Below are 17,571 nucleotides of genomic sequence, written 5' to 3'. Positions count from 1 at the left end.
GCGTGGGCTCGGCTCTACAGTAGATCCACACCGTGCGTGGATGTTCTCCACGTCGTGTCAGGACTTGCGCTTGGCGTAGCGCTGCGCGATCACACCGCAGACGATCAGCTGGATCTGGTGGTAGATCATCACCGGCAGCACGATGGCACCGAGGCTGCCACCAGCAAACAGCACCTTGGCGATCGGTACGCCCGTGGCCAGGCTCTTCTTCGAGCCGCAGAACACGATGGCGATCTCGTCCTCGCGGTTGAAGCGCAGGCGGCGGGCGATGAAGGTGATCAGCGGCATGGCGATACCCAGCAGCACCGCGGCCACCACTGCCACGGCCAGCAACGAGAGCAGCGGCGTCTTGCTCCACAGGCCTTCGGTCACTGCCTCGCCGAACGCCGAATACACCACCAGCAGGATGGTGGCCTGGTCGGTGTAGCGCAGCAGTGCGCGCTGCCGCTCCACCCAGCCGGCAATCCATGGCCGCAGCAGGTGGCCGGCCACGAACGGCACCAGCAGCTGCAGCATGATGCCGCCGATCGCATGCAGCGGGTCGTGCACGCCGCCGGAGGTACCGGCCAGTGCGGTCAGCAGCAGCGGGGTCAGGAACACACCGAGGATGCTCGACAACGAAGCACTGCACACCGCTGCCGGTACGTTGCCGCGCGCCATCGAGGTGAACGCGATGGACGACTGCACGGTGGACGGCAGGGTGCACAGGAACAGCACGCCCAGGTACAGCTCCGGGGTCAGCAGCCAACCCGACAGTGGCTTGAACATCAGCCCCAGCAGCGGGAACAGGATGAAGGTGCAGGCGAGGATGGTCAGGTGCAGCCGCCAGTGCAGCATGCCGCCGATGATCGACTCGCGCGGCAGGCGTGCGCCATGCAGGAAGAACAACGCCGCGATGGCGACCGTGGTGACATCGTCGAGGACGATGGCGGCGGCGCCCTTCATCGGCAGCAGGGAAGCCAGGCCGACGGTGCACAGCAGGGCGAGGGTGAAGTTGTCCGGTCGCAGGCGCGACCACCAGCGGGTCATGGTGGGCAGAGTCCTTTGTGCGGAGGGTTCAGGGCGAGGTGACCGGTGTGGCTAGGCGCTGGCGGGTGGCGGCTTCCAGCGACTTCAGCCCAGCGCGCTGGCCCAGCTGAAGGGCCTGTTCCGGGCTGGCATGTTCGTAGCGTGCACTGACCAGGCCGAGCACGGCACCGGCGCGGTTGCCGGAGGCGCAGTGCAGCAGCACCGGCCCCTGGCTCTGCTGCAGGGCCTGGTGCACGGCGCGCACATTGGGCGCATCCAGCCCCTCGGCACCGGCCACCGGAATGCGCACATAGCGCAGGCCCAGCGATTCGGCCACGTGCGCTTCATCGAAACCGCGGTCCTCGTCGGGCTGGCGCAGGTCGATCACGGTGCGTACGCCTTGTGCGGCCAGTTCGCGCAGTTGTGCGGCACTGGGCTGGCCGCCGGCATACAGGCCGGGCCGGACTTCATTGAGCGGGGTATCCGCAGCCAGGGCCGCCAGCGGCAGGCAGAGCGACAACAACAGCAGGCAGGTCAGGCGCAGCAGCATGGTCCTCTCCGTGAAAGCGTTCTGCCCCTCTACAGGCGCAGCCCGGCGCGGGCCTTCAACAGCTCGCGCAGTTCGTATTTGTCAGTATCGTCCAGACCCTGCTGGCGCTGCTTTGCCAACAACTCCTCCAGACGTTGCACCAGCAGCTGTTTCTCCAGCTGGGCCACGGCGTCGTGCAGTTCCTGGGTCCAGCTGGCCTCGGTGCCGGGCAGCGTCTGTGCGGCCAGTGTATGCAGCGAGGCCTGTTCCTCGCGGCCGTCGAAGTGTTCCAGCAGGGCGCCGGTGCTGATGTCCGGGCGCTGTTCGACCAGCCCCAGCAGCTCCAGCAGCAGCTCCACGCCGGGCAGGCGCAGGCCCTGGAAGTGATGCTTGCCGCCCAGGGTCAGGGCCAGTGACGGTTGTTGCAGCAGCACGGCGATCGCGCCGCGCACCAGGCTGCGCTTGGCCACTGGCTGGATCGTGCGCGAGGGCTGGCGTTGTGGCTGTGGTGCGCGCGTGGCGGCAGTGTTGCCCCCCCCCAGACCGGTCAGCTGCCCCAGCTGCTGCTTCATCAGATCGCCGAAGGCGCCGTCGGGAATCTGCGCCAGCATCGGCTTTGCCCGTTCGGCCAGGCGGGCCTTGCCGTCCAGCGTACCCAGGTTGATCTCGCGGGTCAGTTCGTCGAAGAAGAACTGCGACAGCGGCGTGGCCTGCTTCAGGCGTTCGTTGAAGGCCTCGGCGCCTTCCTTGCGCACGATGGTGTCCGGGTCCTCGCCATCGGGCAGGAACAGGAAGAAGGCCTGGCGGCCATCCTTCATGCGCGGCAGCACCGACTCCAGCGCCTTCCAGCCGGCACGGCGGCCGGCGGCGTCGCCGTCGAAGCAGAAGAACACGTCCGGCGCGTTGCGGAACAACAGCTCGGCATGGTCCGGCGTGGTCGCCGTGCCCAGCGTCGCCACCGCCTGGGTGACGCCGAACTGGAACAGCGAGACCACGTCCATGTAGCCCTCGACCACGATCAGCCGCTCGATCTTCTGGTTGGCCTGGCGCACCTGCCACAGGCCGTACAGTTCGCGGCCCTTGTGGAACAGCGCGGTCTCGGGCGAGTTGAGGTACTTGGGGCCGTCGTCCTTCTCGAACACGCGGCCGCCGAAGGCGATCACGCGGCCACGGCGGTCGAAGATCGGGAACATCACCCGGTCGCGGAACTTGTCGTAGACGTGGCCGCGATCGTTCTTGGAGAACAGGCCGGCGCGGTCGAGCAGCTTCATGCGCCGCTCGTCCTTGCCCAGCGCATCGCGCAGCCCGCTGTAGCCATCGGGCGCATAGCCGATCTGGAAGCGTGCGCGGTTCTCTTCGTCCACGCCGCGGCCGTCGAGGTAGCTGCGCGCCTTCTCGCTGCCTTCCAGGTTCTTCTGGAAGAACTTGGCAGCGGCGTCCAGAGCGGAGTAGAGCTCGCGGCTGTCGTCCTGCTGCTGCGGGCTGCGCGGGTTCTCGCTGCGCGGCACTTCCATGCCGGCGCGCTTGGCCAGTTCATCCACCGCGTCGAGGAACTCGAGGCGGTCGTAGTTCATCAGGAAGCTGATCGCGGTGCCGTGCGCGCCACAACCGAAGCAGTGATAGAACTGCTTGGTGGGCGAGACCGTGAACGAGGCCGAGCGTTCGTCATGGAACGGGCAGCGCGCTGCGTACTCCTTGCCCTGGCGCTTCAACGGCACGCGGCTGCCCACCACCTCGACAATGTCGGTGCGGGCGAGCAGGTCGTCGATGAAAGCGTCGGGGATACGGGCCATGGGCAACAGGGCAGGGCGCGGCCGCCAGGGCGCGCAGCAGGGGGCGGCGGATTCCCCCTAGTTTACTCGCTGGTGACCTGCGGGCCTGCCTGTTCCGCATCGACCCCGGCCTTGGCCAGCTGCGCCCGCGCATGCAGGCGTTCGTCGATCACCGCGGTCATCAACGCACCGACGAAGAACACGGCGGTGGCGTAGTAGATCCACACCAGCGCGATCACCAGCGCGCCCATCGAGCCGTAGGCGCTGCCCGGGGCCACGGTGGCGATGTAGACGCCGATGCCGTAGCGGCCCAGGGTGAACAGCACCGAGGTGATGGCACCGCCGATGAAGGCCTGGCGCCAGGCCACGCGGCGGTCCGGCAGGTAGTGGTAGAGGAAGGCGAAGGCCAGCGTGTACAGCAGCAGCGAGGTCAGGTAGCCGATCGCCGGTAGCACCGAGGGCAGCTGTGCGAACACCACTTGCAGCGCAGTGGTGGCAGTCATCGACAGGATCAGCAGGAAGCCCAGTGCCAGCACCACGCCGAAGGAGAACACGCGTTTGCGCAGCCAGGCCTTGATGCCTTCCAGACGCTGGCCGCTGGTGTGGAAGATCCGGTTCAGCGCGTTCTGCAGCTGGGCGAACACGGCGGTGGCACCCACGAACAGCAGCAGCGTGCTCCACAGCCCGGCCAGCGAACCCACGCTGGGCTGGCTGTTGGCGTTGTGCAGCACGGTGTCGGCGACGCTGGCCACGCTGCTGCCGGCCACTGAACCGATCTGGCTGATCAACGTCTGTTGTGCTGGCGGGTACAGCGAGGCAGTCAGCCACAGCAGCAGCACCAGCAGCGGTGCCATCGACAGCAGGGCGTAGAAGGAGACCGAGGCGGCCTGGGTCAGCACGTCGATTTCGACGAAGCGCTTGGCGACCGCCATCGGGAAGCTGTCCTGCAGGCGGTCAGCATAGTGGCGAAGCCGTGCGGGGATGCCGTGGGGACGCGTGTCGGTGGGGGCGTTGGATTGCTCGACCATGGGGGTGTTGTAACAGCCGGCGGTCGAAGGAGCGGTGAAGCGGGTGCATCAATGGAGTCAGAGCCCTTCCGCGATGCGAAAGGGATCCGACCCCGGCAATGGCTTACGCCAGCAGCTGCTTGACCAGCTTGGACACCAGGCCCATGTCCGCCTGGCCGGCGAGCTTGGGCTTCAGCGCACCCATCAGCTTGCCCATGTCAGCCGGGCCGGAAGCACCGGTCTCGGCGATGGCGGCCTGGATGGCGGCCACGATCTCGGCTTCGCCCATCTTGGCCGGCAGGTAGGCTTCGATGACCACGATCTCGGCGCGCTCGATCTCGGCCAGGTCTTCACGGTTGGCGGCTTCGAACTGGCTGACCGAGTCCTTGCGCTGCTTGACCATCTTGTCGAGCACGGCGATCACGGCGGTATCGTCCAGCTCGATGCGCTCGTCCACTTCGCGCTGCTTGATGGCGGCGTTGATCAGGCGGATCACGCCCAGCTTGTGCTTCTCGCCCGCCTTCATGGCGGCCTTCATGTCGTCGGTGAGCTGCTGCTTCATGCTCATGAGGAACCTCGTGGTGGTAGGTGGGGCGGGGCGGATGCCCGAACCCGGAAACGCAAAAAGCCGGCGACGCTCGCGCGTGCCGGCTTCGGCTCCATCGCGACAGGCAAGCCCGCCGCAATGAAGATGCGTCCGATCAGTACAGGCGCTGACGCTTGGTGACGTCGCGCGACGAGCGGCGCAGCTGACGCTTCACAGCAGCGGCGGCCTTGCGCTTGCGCTCCTGGGTCGGCTTTTCGTAGAACTCGCGCTTGCGGGTTTCGGCCAGCACACCGGCCTTTTCGCAAGTGCGCTTGAAGCGGCGAAGAGCAAACTCGAAGGGCTCGTTCTCGCGGACTTTGACGCTGGGCATGGAATCTCCGGGACACAGTAGAACCGGGTCACGCCCGGCGAGCCGCACATTATAGCGGCGAATAGACAAACTGCAAGCGGGCAACCCTGAATACGGGCCGGAAGTTCGAAAGCAGTGAGATCTGCACATCCCCCGAGGGGGCGGCAGGGGCGTCATAATAGCAGGCATGCGAGTCCTTGGCATCGAATCTTCCTGTGATGAGACCGGCGTGGCGGTGTATGACACCGACCTGGCCGGCAGCGCGGCCCTGCGCGCCCATGCGGTCTACAGCCAGATCGCCCTGCACGCCGAGTACGGCGGTGTGGTGCCCGAGCTGGCCAGCCGCGACCATGTCCGCAAGCTGCTGCCGCTGGTGCGGCAGACCCTGGCCGAGGCCGGGCTGGGCGTGGGCGACATCGACGGCGTGGCCTATACCGCGGGCCCCGGCCTGGTCGGCGCCCTGCTGGTGGGCGCCGGCGTGGCGCGCTCGCTGGCCTGGGCGCTGGAGGTGCCGGCGGTGGGCGTCCACCATATGGAAGGCCATCTGCTGGCCCCGCTGATGGAAGACGATCCGCCGGAAGCGCCGTTCGTGGCGCTGCTGGTGTCCGGCGGCCATACCCAGCTGGTGGCCGTGGATGCCATCGGCCAGTACCGCCTGCTGGGCGAGACCCTGGACGATGCGGCCGGCGAGGCCTTCGACAAGACCGCCAAGCTGATGGGCCTGCCGTACCCGGGCGGCCCCCAGCTGGCCAGGCTGGCCGAGCAGGGGACGCCGGGCGCGTACCGCTTCGCGCGGCCGATGACCGACCGCCCTGGGCTGGATTTCAGCTTCTCCGGCCTGAAGACCCAGGTCCTGATGGCCTGGCGCGACAGCGACCAGAGCGAGCAGACCCGCGCCGACATCGCCCGTGGCTTTGAAGATGCCGTGGTCGAGACCCTGTCGATCAAGTGTGAGCGCGCGCTGGAAGCGGCCGGCACCAACGTGATCGTGGTGGCCGGCGGCGTGGGCGCGAACAAGCGCCTGCGCGCCCGTCTGCAGCAGATGGCCGAGCGCCTGGGTGGCCGCGCCTGCTTCCCGCGGCCGGCACTGTGCACCGACAACGGCGCGATGATCGCCTTCGCCGGCGCCCTGCGCCTGCAGGCCGGCCAGCACAGCCCGCCGAAGGTGGACGTGACCCCGCGCTGGGACATGGCGACCCTGCCAGCGGTGTGAACCAGCGGCGCCGGGCCACGCCCGGCGGACGTATTACCGACGCCCTGCCAACGGCGACGCCGCCAGCACGGTCGTCGCCCGCTCATGGCGCTGCAGCCAGCCCAGGGTGTGCGGGCAGCGGGCGTGGATCAGCCGCCCGATCGCGGCCAGATCGGCGCCGATGTCGCGCTCGAGGATGGGCTCGTGATGGGCGATGCGGTTGCGCAGGTGGCGGATGCGGCCAATATCCGCGTGGATGGCTTTCCGGATGACACTGGGGTGGGCGCAAGGCGCATGGCGCAGGACTCCGCTGAGTGCCGGTATCCACAGCGTGGAATCGAAGCGACATGTGAACAGCTGCTGCCAGAACACCATGGGCAGGTTGGCGACGATTTCTGGTGTATCGCTTACGCGACTGGCAAGTTGTTCCAGTGCCGTGCGTGGAGAAGTACTGGACGAAGTTGGCAGCCTGCGTCTAAAGGCATCATTCCAGGGCCAACGTGGACCGTGCTGCCGAACAAGAACCATTGCCGCGGCGTTGCGGGTGACCACCTCGCATAGATGGACCGGCATCATCAGTGCACCGCACAGCCGCATGTTCCAGAGGTAGAGGGATTCGGCTGTGACGTCGGGGCCGCAGGTCGATGCGATTCTCTCGTAAGTGGACAGACGCTCCGCTGACAACGCGCGCCGCAGTGCATCGTATGAAGCCATCGTGATGTGCGGTGGTGAAGAATGTGTCGATGTTGGCCAGTCAGGCGGGCAACAACCATAAGGGAACGTCGTTGTCCGTGCGGCCGATTCTCTGTGTTTCGCCTCGGACGAATACCTGAGCTTGCCTGTCGGAATTGGCCTTGACCGACGATCTGGTCCTTACCTACTCTGCGTGCCTGCGCCACCGGGACTCGCGGCTGTTCAACAGCTCCCCCCGGGGACAAACGGTAGTACCAAAGGGCCCTGCTAGCGGGGCCCTTTGTTTTTTTCCGGGCCCGCCCCGTGCCGGCCACCCGTCGCCCGTTCCGGGCAGGGTCACTGCCGTGCCGTTACCATGGTCGCCTGTATTGGCGCTGGTAACCGCAATGGACAAGGTTTTCATCGAGGGGCTGACGATCGATGCCCTGATCGGCATCTACGATTGGGAGCGACGGATCCGCCAGGACCTGGTGTTTGACCTGGAAATGGGCTTCGACAACCGTCGCCCCGCGGCCACCGACGACATCGCCCACACCCTGAACTACAAGGCGGTGAGCAAGCGCCTGGAGCAGTTCGTGCGCGAGTCGGAGTTCGGCCTGGTCGAGACACTGGCCGAGCGCTGCGCGCAGATCGTGCTGACCGAATTCGACGTGAAGTGGCTGCGCCTGAAGCTGAGCAAGCCCGGTGCGGTGCGCGGCGCGCGCGCGGTGGGCGTGATCATCGAGCGTACGCGGGAATGACCCGGTAACCCCGGTAGTGCCGGCCGCTGGCTGGCAACCTTGGCAACAACGGAACAGACAGGAGACAACTGATGGTGGATGCGGTGGTGGCGGTACAGTGGCTGGAAAAGCTGCAGAACACACTGGAACCCTATCCCGGCGCCTACCTGGCGTTGATGATCTCGGCGCTGCTGATCGCCGCCGGCCTGGCCAACTGGGTGACCAAGCGCATCCTGCTGCGCGGGCTGCGACGCCTGCTCAGCCGCCTGCCGGGCGCTGACACCGGCCGTGGCAGCCACCTGATGCGGGTGATCTCGCGTCTGTCCAATGTGGTGCCCAGCCAGGTGATCGCCTCGGGCATCCGCATCGTGCCGGACCTGCCGCCAGGGCTGGTGGGCTTCATCATCGGCGCCTGCCAGGCGTGGGCGATCCTGACCGTGGTGCTGGCCATCTCGCATGCGCTGGATGCGGCCAACGACCTGTACGAACGTCGCCCCGAGGCACGCAACAAGCCGATCAAGGGCTATCTGCAGGTCGCCAAGATCGTCATCTTCGTGATCGCCGGCCTGTCGATCGTTGCCACCCTGGCCGGCGTCGACCTGCGCTATCTTGTCACCGGCCTTGGCGCGGCCACCGCAGTGCTGATGCTGATCTTCCAGGACACCATCCTGTCGCTGGTGGCCAGCGTGCAGATCAGCGGCGATGGCCGCGTGCGCATCGGCGACTGGATCGAGATGCCCAGCCAGAACGCCGATGGCGATGTCATCGACATCGCGCTGCACACCGTCACCGTGCAGAACTTCGACAAGACCATCACCACCATCCCGACCAAGAAGCTTGTGACCGAGTCGTTCAAGAACTGGCGCGGCATGCAGGAAGCCGGTGGCCGCCGCATCAAGCGCGCGCTGTACCTGGACCAGCACAGCGTCGGCTTCCTGGATGAGGGCGACCTGGCCTTCCTCGGCCAGTTCGCGCTGCTGCGCGACTACCTGCGCGAGAAGGAACAGGAGCTGGGGCAGTGGAACGGGCGCCTGCGCGAGCAGGGCGTGGCCGAGGTCAACAGCCGCCGGGTGACCAACCTGGGCACCTTCCGTGCCTACGTCGAGCGCTACCTGCGCAGCCACCCGGGCATCCATACCGACATGACCCTGCTGGTGCGGCAGCTGCAGCCGACCACCGAGGGCCTGCCGCTGGAGCTGTACTGCTTCACCCGCAGCACCGCCTGGGGCGAGTACGAGGCGGTGCAGTCGGACATCTTCGACCACCTGCTGGCGATCCTGCCGGCCTTCGGCCTGCGCGTGTTCCAGGCCTCCAGCGACGCCATGTTGATGGCCGGGCAGCGCCAGCTGGCCGGCTCGGAGTAAGCTGCGATGCCTCCAGCCGGACCGTACGGATCCGGCTGGAGCCTGAAACTGAATGACGAAACCTCTCGCCAAATGGCTCGGGATCGCTAGAATGCCGGGCTTGTAAACGTTTTCATCAAGGACTGCTGGTGGCCTCCGATCGCATCGAATCCCTCATTGCCCAGATGACCGTCGAGGAAAAGGTCGGCCAGCTGGGTGTCTTCGCGGACATGGTCCGCCCGTTCGCCCCGGACGTGAACCCGGAAGCCAACGTGCGCAATGCCGACCAGGTGCTGCAGCAGGTGCGCGAGGGCAAGGTCGGCTCGCTGTTCAATGGTGTCGGCGCCGAGCTGGGCCGCCGCATCCAGCAGGTCGCCACCGAGGAAAGCCGCCTGGGCATCCCGGTGATCCTGGCCGCCGACGTCATCCACGGCATGCGCACCGTGTTCCCGATTCCGCTGGGCGAGGCCGCCAGCTTCGAGCCGGACCTGGCCGAGCGCACTGCGCGTGCCACTGCCATCGAGGCCACCGCCGCCGGCCTGCACTGGACCTACGCACCGGCCGTGGATATCGCCCGCGACCAGCGCTGGGGCCGTGGCGCCGAAGGTGCCGGTGAGGACGTGGTGCTGGGCTGTGCGTTCGCCGCCGCCCGCGTGCGCGGCTTCCAGGGCAGCGACCTGCGCGCGGCCGATTCGCTGCTGGCCACGCCCAAGCATTTCGCCGCCTATGGCGCGGTGATGGCCGGCATGGAATACAACATGGTGGACATCTCGCCGCAGACCCTGCGCGACGTGCACCTGCCGCCGTTCAAGGCCGCCTTCGACGCCGGCGCGATCACCGTGATGTCTTCGTTCAACGACATCAACGGCGTGCCGGCCAGCGCCAATGCCGAACTGCTGACCGACATCCTGCGCGGTGAGTGGAAGTTCCCGGGCGTGGTGATCTCCGACTACACCGCCGACATGGAACTGGTCGCCCACGGCTATGCCGCCGACGACCGCGATGCCACCGCCAAGGCGTTCACCGCCGGCCTCGACCTGAGCATGCAGAGCGGCTTCTACGCCGAGCACCTGCCGGGCCTGGTCGAGAGCGGCGAGGTGCCGATGGCGGTGCTGGATGAAGGCGTCCGCCGCATCCTGTGGCTGAAGGAAACCATCGGCCTGTTCGACGACCCGTACCGTTCGCTGGACCCGGCGCGCGAAGCCGATACCTCGCACATCGCCGCGCATGACGACCTGTCGCGTGATGCCGCGCGCCGCTCGATCGTGCTGCTGAACAACCGCGACAACGTGCTCCCGCTGCAGAAGACCGGGCAGAAGATCGCACTGATCGGCCCGTTCGTGCAGGACCGCGAGAACATCGAAGGCTGCTGGACGCTGTTCGGTGACAAGCAGCGCTATGTGGACCTGGAAACCGGCGTGCGCGCCGCCATCGGCGATGCCTCGCTGCTGGAGATCGTGCCCGGCTGTGATCTGGAAACCGCGATTCCGGGCGGCACCGAAGCGGCCGTTGCCGCCGCGCTGCGTGCCGACGTGGTGGTGCTGGCACTGGGCGAACCGCAGCGTTACAGCGGCGAAGCGCAGTCGCGCGTGGAGATCACTCTGCCGCCGGCACAGCAGGCGCTGGCCGAAGCGGTGGCGATGACCGGCAAACCGCTGGTGGTGCTGCTGCGCAATGGCCGCGCGCTGGCGCTGCAGGGCGCGGTGCGCAACGCGCATGCCGTGGCGGTCACCTGGTACCTGGGCACGCAGACCGGCCATGCCGTGGCCGATGTGCTGTTCGGTGATTACAGCCCGTCCGCGCGCCTGCCGGTCAGCTTCCCGCAGGTGTCCGGCCAGCAGCCGTATTTCTACAACCATCCGCGTACCGGCCGCCCGGAACTGCCGACCATGTCGGAGTTCAAGGCGCGCTGGCGCGAGATCCCGAACGAACCGCTGTACCCGTTCGGCCATGGCATCGGCTACACCACCTTCGCTTACGGCGTGCCGCAGCTGAGCACGGCACAGCTCGGCTGGGACGACACCCTGACCATCACCACCGTGCTGACCAATACCGGCCGCGTGGCCGGCGAGGAAGTGGTGCAGTTGTACATCCACGACCGCGTGGCCAGCCGCGTGCGCCCGGTGCGCGAACTGAAGGACTTCCGCAAGGTGGCACTGCAGCCGGGCGAGTCGGCCGAAGTGGTGTTCACCCTGACCCGTGAACAGCTGGCGTTCACCGGCCGCGACGGTGTGCTGCGCGCGGAACCGGGTCAGTTTGACCTGTGGGTCTGCGCCTCGTCGGCGGCCGGCGAAGCCGTGCAGTTCGAGCTGCTGAAGGGTTGATCGCGGAATGGCAGCGCCGGGCCATGCCCGGCGTTGCTGCGCTCACATTGCACGAACACGCCGGGCGTGCCCCGGCGCTACCATCGGGCTCCCTGTTTCGATGGAGTGCGCGCATGCGCTGGATGGCTTATCTGATTCCCGCCCTGTTGCTGGCGGCCTGTTCGCAGCCGGCGGCACCACCGGCCGAGCCCGCCGCGGATGCACCGCCGCCGATGGAGGCCAGCGCCCCGGCAACGCCTGCGGCATCCACCGCTGAGCCCGCCGCCGCTGCACCGGCCGCACCCGAAGCGGATGCGCCCGCGGAAGACGCACGCGCACGCATCGAAACGCTGCTTGGTGATGCGGCGCAGTACGAAAAGGTGTTCAACGCGTTCAGGACCGCCGTGGTCGGTGGTGATCGTGCTGCCGTGGTGGAGGAAGTGCGCTTCCCGCTGAACATCGCGGATGGAAAGAAGATCACCGGCCCGGGCGAGTTCCAGCGCAACTACGAGAAGATCATCACACCGGCGGTGGTCAAGGCGGTGTCCGAACAGGACTTCGGCAAGGTCTTCGTCAACCAGCAGGGCGTGATGATCGGCGATGGACAGGTGTGGTTGAACGGGCAGTGCCTGGACCAGGCCTGCAAGAAGACCGAGGTGAAGGTCATCACCATCCAGTAAACGGAAGCGGCCCCGCATGCGGGGCCGTCCCGGGAAAATGTGCCGATCAGGCCTTCGGCGTCAGCTTCAACAGGCGTGCCTTGCTGCCGTCTTCCAGCAGCCACAATGCGCCATCCGGGCCCTGTTCCACTTCGCGGATGCGCTCGCCCATGTTGAAGCGTTCGGTCTCGCGCGCGCTGTCGCCGTCGAACGCTACGCGTACCAGCGAGGTCGACGACAGCCCACCGATGAAGCCGCTGCCCTTCCACTGTGGGAACAGGCTGCCGCTGTAGATCACGAAGCCGGCCGGCGAGATCACCGGCGTCCAGGTCACCTTGGGTGCAGCGAATTCCGGGCGGGTGTCGTGGTCGGGAATCGGGCGCCCGTCGTAGTGGTCGCCGTTGGAGACGATCGGGTAGCCGTAGTTGGCGCCGCGCACGATCAGGTTCAGTTCGTCGCCGCCAGCCGGGCCCATTTCATGCGCCCACAGCTTGCCGTTGGCGTCGAAGGCCATGCCGAGGATGTTGCGGTGGCCCAGCGACCAGATCTGCGCGGCCACGCCGCCCTGGGAGGCGAACGGGTTGTCGGCGGGCAGGCTGCCATCGTCGTTGAGGCGGACGATCTTGCCGAGGTTGCTGCCCATGTCCTGCGCCGGGTCGAACTTCTGCCGCTCGCTGGAGCTGATCCACAGCTTGCCGTCCGGGCCGAAGGCAAGGCGATGGCCGTAGTGGCCTTCACCGCTGACCTTGGGGCTTTGCCGCCAGATCACCTTCAGGTCCTTCAGTTGACCGGCACCGTCGTCATCCAGCGCCAGCGTGGCACGGGCCACGGCCGCACCGCGGGTGTCCAGCGTGCCTTCCTCGGCGTAACTGACGTAAACGACATGATTCCGGGCGAAATCAGGGTGCAGGATGATGTCGCCAAAGCCACCCTGGCCACCGTAAGCGACCTTCGGAACGCCGGTGATCTCATGCTTCTGGCCGCTGGCCAGGTCCAGATGCTGCAGCTTGCCACGCTTTTCGGTGACCAGCAGGCCGCCGTCAGGCAGGAAGGTCATCGCCCACGGTTGGTCGAAACGGCTGACCTCGGCAGCGGTGAACGGGCGCTGGTCGGCCGCGGTAGAGGCTGCGGGGGCGGCGGCCTGGGCGCCATTGGCGGCCGGGTCGGCGGCATTGCAGGCGGAGGTGGCGAGGATCGGCACCAGGCCGAAGGCGAGCAGCAGGGGCATGCGGGTCATGGGTATCTCCAGGGCGGGGATGCGGATGGCCGGGCTGTCCCTTGTATACCACTGGAGCGGTGACGGTCGTGGCCCGAAGGTCCTTTTTCCCCCTGTGCGCTGACGCGCGAATGGTCTAGGGTGTCCACGCCCGGGCAAAGCAAGCCCGCCTGACTGCAAGGATCTGCAATGAACACTGCCATGCCCCACAAGCCGTCCACCGCCTTCATCGCCGCCTCGTGGGTGGCCCTGCTGCTGGGCGCGGCGGCCTACCTGATCGGCCTGTTCAACGCCGCCACGATGGCGCTCAACGAAAAGGGCTACTACCTGACCCTGCTGCTGTTCGGCCTGTTCGCGGCGGTGTCGCTGCAGAAGAGTGTGCGTGACCGCGTCGAGGGTATTCCGGTGAGCGCGCTGTACTACGCGCTGTGCTGGTTTGCGCTGCTGTCGGCGCTGATGCTGCTGCTTGTTGGGCTGTGGAATGCCACCCTGGCATCAAGCGAGAAGGGCTTCTACGGCATGGCGTATGCGCTGTCGCTGTTCGGCGCTGTGGCGGTGCAGAAGAACACCCGCGACCTCATCGCTGCAGGTGGTGGTGAGAGCAAGCGCAGCGCGGTCGTGCCACCGCTGCCGGAACAGGAGTGATCGACCCGGTGTAGAGCCGAGCCATGCTCGGCTCAGTCGAGCATGGCTCGACTCTACAGACGTGGTGCGAGAGCGGAGCACGGGCTCGGCTCTACAGAAGCCTGGCGTTATCGCTTCAACCGCGGGTCCGCCAGCTGTGCATCTTCCCAGCCACGGCGCACAGCGCCGCGCGCCTGGGCCCATTCCAGCCGGCTGCGGCCACGTTCATTGGCCCAGCGTGATTCCAGCTCGGCTTCGACCTGTTCGTAGGCGCGGATCATGTCCTGTGCGCGGGCCGCATGGCCGATGCGGTAGGCCGGTTCGTAGTCCTCGAAGAACAGCTGGTCGTCGTAGTAGGGCTCGGACGTATAGCGTTCGCGCCAGTAGTTGCTGACCGCGTCGCGCGGCGTGCTGTCGTCCGGTACGCGGCCGGGGATCTGGTACTCGGTCATGGAAGGCTCCGTTGTGGACGAAGCCTGATCGTGCCTGCGTGGCGGTTAACGGCCCGGTCCGGCAGCGTGATCGCCAGATCAATCCGCCGGGCATGGCCCGGCGCTACCGGTCACGCGGCGTCGGCATCCTTGCGCGGCAGCTTGTAGATCACCGCGCCGATGGCAAACGCCACCAGTGCGGCGGCGATGTTCTGCCAGCTGGCACTGGCGAACAGTGCAAGGCACAGCAGCAGCGCCAGCACCGGAATCAGTGGGCCGCCGGGTAGTTTCAGTGCACCTGGCCGGTCCGCGAAGCGTTTGGCCAGCACCAGCACCGCAGCCGCCGTACCGATGTAGGCGAACAGGCGCGTGGTCATCGACAGCAGCGCCAGCTGCACGAACGAACCCGACAGGGCCAGGCCGAGCGCGATCAGGCCCTGGCACAGGATCGACGCGGCCGGGGTGTGGAAGCGTGGGTGCACCTGCGCCAGGATCTTCGGCCCGTAGCCATCGCGGGCCAGCGCAAACAGGAAGCGCGGGCCCATCATCATCGTGTTGCTGTTGGTGCCGAGGATGGAGATGGTGGCACCGACAGTCAGGATCAGCGCCAGTGCTTCGCCACCGAAGCCGGCGGCGGCATCTGCCAGCGGCGTGGCCGAGCTGGCCAGGCCGGCCAGCGTACCCTGTGCCACCACCTGTACCGCGCCGTAGATGACGGTGACGGTGATGATCATGGTGATCAGCGCGAACGGAATATCGCGGCGCGGGTTGCGGTATTCGCCGGCGGCCGCAGGGATGTTCTCGAAACCGGCGTAGGCGTACAGCAGCAGCAGCGCGGCCTCGCCCATGCGTTGCAGGTCATGCGGGTCCGGGCGCTGGCCGGAGAAGGCCAGCTGCGGGTCGATGTAGAACGCGCCGATGGCCACGAACAGCAGCAGCGGCAGCATCTTGCCGATCACCAGCACCACGCCGGTACGCGCGGCCGAACGCACGCCGATGATGTTGATGCCGGTGAGGAAGCCCAGCGACACCACGATCACCGCGACGCGGCCCAGGCCAGCACCGGCCCAGGGCCAGAAACGCGCAACTGCATCGGCCAGCGCGTTGCTGAGCGCAGCGGCCGAGCTGATGCGGGTCAGCCAGATCATCCAGCCGATCTCGAACCCCGCGAAGCGCCCGAACGCCTCGCGGGCATACAGGTAGCTGCCGCCGGGTTCATCGAAGTAGCTGGCGGCCTGCGCGTAGCACAGCACCAGCAGGGCCACGACGATGCCGGCGGCTACCACGCCCCACAGGCTGAAGGGGCCGAGCAGGGCGACGGTGGCGGCCGGCAGCAGGTAGATGCCGCTGCCGATCACATCGTTGATCGACAGGCCGACGATCTGCCAGCGGCTGACCGCGCGCTGCAGCTGCGGTTCGTCCTGCGTGCTCAACGGGTGTCTCCGGCCAGCGCGGGCAGCTGCCACTGCGCCTGCAGCCGCGCGTACTCGGCGCGCGGCAGCAGCACGAAGCGAGGCGCATCCTGCGGCCGCAGCCAGTCCAGCAGCGCCTGCATGCGCGCCTGCGGCATCGCGGTGCAGCCGGCGGTGGCCTCGCCGGGCTGCCGCCACAGGTGGGCGAAGATGCAGCTGCCCTTGCCAGGCTGGTTGTCCGGGTTGTGGGCGATGACGAAGCCTTCCTGGTAACGGACGTCGCCCTTGTTGTGCAGATCCAGCCGCATCGGCTCGGTGGAACCTGCCACGGCTGCCTTGCCGACCTTCTTCGCGTCGACGATGCGGTTGTAGAACGGCGAGGCAGGCACATCCATGCAGTAGCTGCTGTCGAGCATCGGCTGGTAGGCCATCGCGGTGCCGGGGCGGGTGACCGCATAGCCGAACGCGCTGCCGAGCGCGAACACGCCCGCCGGGCTGCGGCCATCGCCTTCCTGCTTCTGCGGGCCGTCGGCCTGCGCCGGGTGCAGGCCCAGGCCCCAGGCACTGCCGGTGCGGCCAAGCGCCACCGGGAACGCCCGTCCATGCGCATGCCAGCCCTCGCCATCGCGCACATAGGCCTGCAGCTGGCCCTGGGTGCTGTCCCAGCCATCGCTGGTGACCACGATCAGCTGGCGCGCACCCTCCAGCGGCGCGGCGTGGACGGACACCGTTGCGGCAAGCAGCAGCGCAGCGGTAGCGAGACGGACCAGCGATTTCATCAACAGGTGCTCCGGTCAGGAATCCAGCAGGTGGTCGATCCGCTCCAGATTCACCGCCAGCTGCTGCTGGCGGTCCGGATTGGCGTGGCAGAGCAGCACGAACAGGAAATCGAGCAGGGCATGCATGGCGCTACGGTACAGCAGCTGCGCGACCTGCGGCGTGCGATCATGCGCACACACCGCCAGTGCTGCGTCAGCATGCGCGCGGAGCGGGTTGGCGGTGTGGCGGGTAATGGAAATCACCTTGCCACCCATGTCCTGGAACTGGCGCGACAGCTGCGAAAGCTGCGGCAGGTTGCCGAATTCGGAGAACACCAGCAGCGCATCGCCGGGGCGCGCGGCCGACAGGTTGGCCAGCATCAGGATCGGGTCGGTGTGCGGCACCACCAGCAGGCCGAGCAGCGACAGCCGCATGGCGAACTCGCGGGCGAACAGGCCATCGTCACCCAGGCCATGGACGAACAGTTTGGGCGCGCCGTCGAGGAGCTGCACGATGCGCTCGATCTCTTCGCGCGGGTTCGCCTGGCGGGTTTCCTCTTCGGCCTGCGCCTTGCTGCGACGCAGGGCGTCGCCCAGGCGCAGGTAGTCATCGCTGCTGTCGGGTTCGGTGGGTGCCTGCTGCGGATCGGCGCCAGCACGGGCGACATCCTGGCCGATCGAGTACTTCAGGTCCGGGTAGCCCTTGAAGCCGAGCTTCTGGCTGAACTTCACCACGCTGGACTGGCTGATGCCGAGCGCACTGGCCAGCTGCTGGGACGATACTCGGCCCCCCAGCAGGCCCGTGCGCTCGGGATCACCCAGTCCAGCCGGGTGAAGTTCAGCCACAACCATCGCTTTCAGGGCGAACCGGACCTTAAGTAATCCATAGGCCCTGATTTTCCCCCTGGTGGGCGCGTTCCGCAGCTGAGACCCAACGAACCCGACATCTCCGAAGAATAACTGGACCTTTGTGGCCTGCCGCGTCGCAGCAACGCGCCGAGCGCCGATG

At 67.2% G+C, this 17,571-nt stretch carries 18 protein-coding genes; 6 read left to right on the top strand and 12 right to left on the bottom strand.

The annotated features are described in order from the left end of the window. Nucleotides 1-57 precede the first annotated feature (57 nt). From QRO91_RS13140 to rpsU, 6 genes are all read right to left on the bottom strand, one after another. Complete coding sequence (locus QRO91_RS13140) at nt 58-1,029, bottom strand: bile acid:sodium symporter family protein (RefSeq protein WP_197620458.1); 972 nt, start codon at nt 1,027-1,029, stop codon at nt 58-60. Nucleotides 1,030-1,057: 28 nt separating this feature from the next. Beyond that, nucleotides 1,058-1,558, bottom strand: coding sequence for a fused DSP-PTPase phosphatase/NAD kinase-like protein (locus QRO91_RS13135; RefSeq protein WP_049426951.1), 501 nt, complete (start codon nt 1,556-1,558; stop codon nt 1,058-1,060). A 29-nt stretch (nt 1,559-1,587) separates the two neighbouring features. Then, entirely contained in the window at nt 1,588-3,330 is a 1,743-nt protein-coding gene (dnaG, locus tag QRO91_RS13130; protein WP_049426950.1) for a DNA primase, read from the bottom strand. Nucleotides 3,331-3,392: 62 nt separating this feature from the next. After that, nucleotides 3,393-4,337 carry a YihY/virulence factor BrkB family protein gene (locus QRO91_RS13125; RefSeq protein ID WP_049426949.1) on the bottom strand — a complete coding sequence of 315 codons (945 nt, stop codon included), beginning with the start codon at nt 4,335-4,337 and terminating at the stop codon, nt 3,393-3,395. A gap of 103 nt (nt 4,338-4,440) precedes the next feature. After that, nucleotides 4,441-4,884 carry a GatB/YqeY domain-containing protein gene (locus QRO91_RS13120; protein ID WP_049426948.1) on the bottom strand — a complete coding sequence of 148 codons (444 nt, stop codon included), beginning with the start codon at nt 4,882-4,884 and terminating at the stop codon, nt 4,441-4,443. Between the two features lie 133 nt (nt 4,885-5,017). Further along, nucleotides 5,018-5,233 carry a 30S ribosomal protein S21 gene (gene rpsU, locus QRO91_RS13115; RefSeq protein WP_002808376.1) on the bottom strand — a complete coding sequence of 72 codons (216 nt, stop codon included), beginning with the start codon at nt 5,231-5,233 and terminating at the stop codon, nt 5,018-5,020. 166 nt (nt 5,234-5,399) lie between these two features. Here rpsU and tsaD point away from each other — a divergent pair, with 166 nt between their 5' ends. Then, nucleotides 5,400-6,425 (top strand): tRNA (adenosine(37)-N6)-threonylcarbamoyltransferase complex transferase subunit TsaD, encoded by a 1,026-nt coding sequence (gene tsaD, locus QRO91_RS13110; RefSeq protein ID WP_049426946.1) that lies wholly within the window; start codon nt 5,400-5,402, stop codon nt 6,423-6,425. Nucleotides 6,426-6,458: 33 nt separating this feature from the next. Here the strand turns inward: tsaD and QRO91_RS13105 are convergent, their stop codons facing one another. Beyond that, nucleotides 6,459-7,118: a hypothetical protein gene (locus QRO91_RS13105; protein WP_049426944.1), complete on the bottom strand. Its 660-nt coding sequence runs from the start codon at nt 7,116-7,118 to the stop codon at nt 6,459-6,461. 365 nt (nt 7,119-7,483) lie between these two features. On the opposite strand from QRO91_RS13105, the gene folB reads away from it, so the two are divergent. The 4 genes from folB to QRO91_RS13085 all read left to right on the top strand — a co-directional run bounded on the left by folB (nt 7,484) and on the right by QRO91_RS13085 (nt 12,142). Next, nucleotides 7,484-7,837, top strand: a complete 354-nt coding sequence (gene folB, locus QRO91_RS13100) for a dihydroneopterin aldolase (RefSeq protein WP_049426942.1) — start codon at nt 7,484-7,486, stop codon at nt 7,835-7,837. Between the two features lie 71 nt (nt 7,838-7,908). After that, complete coding sequence (locus tag QRO91_RS13095) at nt 7,909-9,180, top strand: mechanosensitive ion channel family protein (RefSeq protein ID WP_049426941.1); 1,272 nt, start codon at nt 7,909-7,911, stop codon at nt 9,178-9,180. Between the two features lie 128 nt (nt 9,181-9,308). Further along, nucleotides 9,309-11,483: a glycoside hydrolase family 3 N-terminal domain-containing protein gene (locus QRO91_RS13090; protein WP_049426939.1), complete on the top strand. Its 2,175-nt coding sequence runs from the start codon at nt 9,309-9,311 to the stop codon at nt 11,481-11,483. A 113-nt stretch (nt 11,484-11,596) separates the two neighbouring features. Next, the gene (locus QRO91_RS13085) at nt 11,597-12,142 is read left to right on the top strand and encodes a hypothetical protein (protein ID WP_049426937.1); all 546 of its coding nucleotides are present in this window, start codon (nt 11,597-11,599) and stop codon (nt 12,140-12,142) included. 46 nt (nt 12,143-12,188) lie between these two features. Here QRO91_RS13085 and QRO91_RS13080 read toward each other — a convergent pair whose 3' ends face one another. Beyond that, nucleotides 12,189-13,358 carry a PQQ-dependent sugar dehydrogenase gene (locus QRO91_RS13080; protein WP_197650582.1) on the bottom strand — a complete coding sequence of 390 codons (1,170 nt, stop codon included), beginning with the start codon at nt 13,356-13,358 and terminating at the stop codon, nt 12,189-12,191. Between the two features lie 168 nt (nt 13,359-13,526). On the opposite strand from QRO91_RS13080, the gene yiaA reads away from it, so the two are divergent. Beyond that, on the top strand, nt 13,527-13,982 hold the full coding sequence (yiaA, locus tag QRO91_RS13075; RefSeq protein WP_049426932.1) for an inner membrane protein YiaA: 456 nt from the start codon (nt 13,527-13,529) through the stop codon (nt 13,980-13,982). Nucleotides 13,983-14,089: 107 nt separating this feature from the next. On the opposite strand, the gene QRO91_RS13070 is transcribed toward yiaA, so the two are convergent. The 4 genes from QRO91_RS13070 to QRO91_RS13055 form a co-directional block, all read right to left on the bottom strand. Beyond that, the gene (locus tag QRO91_RS13070; protein WP_197633236.1) at nt 14,090-14,413 is read right to left on the bottom strand and encodes a hypothetical protein; all 324 of its coding nucleotides are present in this window, start codon (nt 14,411-14,413) and stop codon (nt 14,090-14,092) included. A 110-nt stretch (nt 14,414-14,523) separates the two neighbouring features. Continuing rightward, the gene (locus QRO91_RS13065; RefSeq protein ID WP_197633235.1) at nt 14,524-15,825 is read right to left on the bottom strand and encodes an APC family permease; all 1,302 of its coding nucleotides are present in this window, start codon (nt 15,823-15,825) and stop codon (nt 14,524-14,526) included. Continuing rightward, entirely contained in the window at nt 15,822-16,583 is a 762-nt protein-coding gene (locus QRO91_RS13060) for a L,D-transpeptidase (protein ID WP_197650583.1), read from the bottom strand. The genes QRO91_RS13065 and QRO91_RS13060 overlap by 4 nt, the downstream gene beginning before the upstream one ends. A 15-nt stretch (nt 16,584-16,598) precedes the next feature. Next, entirely contained in the window at nt 16,599-17,408 is an 810-nt protein-coding gene (locus QRO91_RS13055) for a MurR/RpiR family transcriptional regulator (RefSeq protein WP_336621519.1), read from the bottom strand. Nucleotides 17,409-17,571: the final 163 nt, after the last annotated feature.

It is taken from the genome of Stenotrophomonas maltophilia group sp. Smal32 (assembly GCF_030237085.1).
Lineage (GTDB): Bacteria > Pseudomonadota > Gammaproteobacteria > Xanthomonadales > Xanthomonadaceae > Stenotrophomonas > Stenotrophomonas maltophilia_Q.
This window is presented reverse-complemented; position numbering and strand designations above follow the sequence as displayed.